Here is a 2039-nt window from a genome sequence, read left to right on the forward strand (position 1 = left end):
ATGCAGACCTGGGCCGGGCTCACCCGCCTCCGCGACGCCTTCGAGCGGCTCCGCCCGCACCTGCTCGTCTTCCGTGACGAGAACGGCGTCGAGCTCGTCGACCACCCCGCCGGCCCCGCCCCGCTTCCTGCCGGAGTTCGACAACCTGCTGCTCTCGCACGCCGACCGCACCCGCGTGGTGCCCAAGGAGTACTGGGGCCGCAGCTGGCAGGGCAACCAGGCCTACTGCACGCTCCTCGTCGACGGCTTCCTCGCGGGCGTCTGGAAGCTCACCCCGGACGCCCTCGTCGTGGAGCCCTTCGACCGGCTGACCAAGGCGCAGCGGGAGGACGTCACCGCCGAGGGGGAGCGGATGCTCGCCACGCTGCACCCGGGGACGCCGTACGACATCCGGTTCGGGACCGTCGTGCAGCAGCGGCCGGTCCGACCCGAACGCCTCAGTCCGCCCGGCCCGTGACCGCCACCGTCAGGCCGAGTCCGATCATCGTGAAGCCGCCCGCGCCGCCGATGAGCGACAGGCGGCGGTCCGAGCGGGCGAACCAGGTGCGGGCGGCCGACGCGGTCAGGCCCCACAGGGTGTCGGTGACCAGGCCGATGGCGATGGGGACCAGGCCGAGCAGCAGCATCTGCGCCGGGACGTGCCCCGCCGCGTGGTCCACGAACTGGGGGAGCACGGCCGCGAAGAAGACGACACCCTTCGGGTTGGTGACCCCGACCAGGGCTCCGTCCAGGACGGTCCGCAGATCACCGCGCGCCGGTCCGGCCGGCCGCCGGGTGATCGCCGCCGCCGTCAGCTCCTTGCGGTGCCGGAACGCCTGGACGCCGAGGAAGACCAGATAGGCGGCGCCCGCCAGTTTCACCGCCAGGTAGACGGCCACCGACCGCTCCACCAGGGAGCCGATCCCGACCGCCACCGCCACGACGAGCAGATAGGAACCGAAGACGTTGCCGACCGCCGTGGCCACCGCGGTGCGCCGGCTGTGGGCGAGGGCCCGGCCGATCACGAACAGGACGCTGGGCCCCGGGATGACGATCACGAGCAGGGACATCGCGGCGAACGCGAGAACGCGGTCCGTGGACACCATGGCGGTCATTCAAACATGGATGGGGGGCGTTGCGGGCCGCTCGTGGTGGCCCGCAACGCCCCCCGGTCTCACACCTGAGGCATGCTCAGGAGAACCGCTGGGGACCTATGAGTTGACCTGCGCGGTCACCAGGCTGGAGAAGGTGGTCAGCCGGGTGTAGACACCCGGGTAACCGGCCTGCGCGCAGCCCTCTCCCCATGAAGTGATCCCTGCCAGGACGCCCCCGATGAGCAGGGGACCGCCGCTGTCGCCCTGGCAGGTGTCTGTGCCGCCGGAGGTGTATCCGGCGCAAACCATGTCGGTCTGGACGAAGTCCGAACCGTAGGAGCTCCGGCAGCTGGTGTCGGACACGATCGGGACGGTCGCGGTCCGCAGCTGGTTGGAGGAGCTGCCGTTGGACGAGGTGGTGCCCCAGCCGAGGATGCGGGCGGTGGTGCCGGCCGCGTACACGCTCGTCTGGGAGGAGGAGACGTACGACGCCGTCGTGTACGGCATCGACGTCGACAGGGTCAGCACGGCCACGTCGTCGCCGTTGGTGGCGTCCGTGTAGCCCGGGTTGATCCAGATCCTGCTGACCCGGCTGACCGTGCCGTTGGTGCCGTTGAGGTAGGTGCGGCCGCCGACGACTCTCACACTGCTGGTGGTCTCGCCGACCATGCAGTGGGCCGCGGTGACGACCTTGGTCGCGGAGACCAGGGTGCCGCCGCAGAACTGGTTCTGCGAGGCGTCCGTGATCTGCATCATGAACGGGTACGCGGTCGTGGTCGTCGTCGTACCGCCGACGATGGGCTGGGGGGCGGCGACGGCGGTGGGGGCGCCGATCAACGCGGTGGCGGCGGCAGCGGCGGCGGCCAGGCCGGCCGCGCCGGCCTTCTTCGCACGGGTGAGACCGAACATCGGTGAGTCTCCTCAGGGTTGCCGGTGGGGGGTCGCGCGGGTGTGGGGGTGCACGGG

At 71.3% G+C, this 2039-nt stretch carries 2 protein-coding genes and 1 pseudogene; 1 reads left to right on the forward strand and 2 read right to left on the reverse strand.

The features are described 5' to 3' along the window. A pseudogene (locus AOJ26_RS26725) lies at positions 1-457 on the forward strand (DNA glycosylase AlkZ-like family protein); the annotation flags it as partial. Here AOJ26_RS26725 and AOJ26_RS26730 read toward each other — a convergent pair. Together AOJ26_RS26730 and AOJ26_RS26735 are read right to left on the reverse strand one after the other, a co-directional pair. Further along, positions 438-1085, reverse strand: a complete 648-nt coding sequence (locus AOJ26_RS26730; RefSeq protein ID WP_053850906.1) for a LysE family translocator — start codon at positions 1083-1085, stop codon at positions 438-440. The pseudogene AOJ26_RS26725 and the gene AOJ26_RS26730 overlap by 20 nt on opposite strands. A gap of 105 nt (positions 1086-1190) precedes the next feature. Continuing rightward, a complete protein-coding gene (locus tag AOJ26_RS26735; RefSeq protein ID WP_053850905.1) occupies positions 1191-1982 on the reverse strand; it encodes a S1 family peptidase in 792 nt (263 codons plus the stop codon). Positions 1983-2039 lie beyond the last annotated feature (57 nt).

It is taken from the genome of Streptomyces sp. NRRL B-24085 (assembly GCF_001282115.1).
Classification (GTDB): domain Bacteria; phylum Actinomycetota; class Actinomycetes; order Streptomycetales; family Streptomycetaceae; genus Streptomyces.

Coding starts and splice junctions, on each gene's coding strand:
- AOJ26_RS26730 (WP_053850906.1), bottom strand. CDS start 1,085: ATGGTGTCCACGGACCGCGTTCTCGCGTTCGCCGCGATGTCCCTGCTC.
- AOJ26_RS26735 (WP_053850905.1), bottom strand. CDS start 1,982: ATGTTCGGTCTCACCCGTGCGAAGAAGGCCGGCGCGGCCGGCCTGGCC.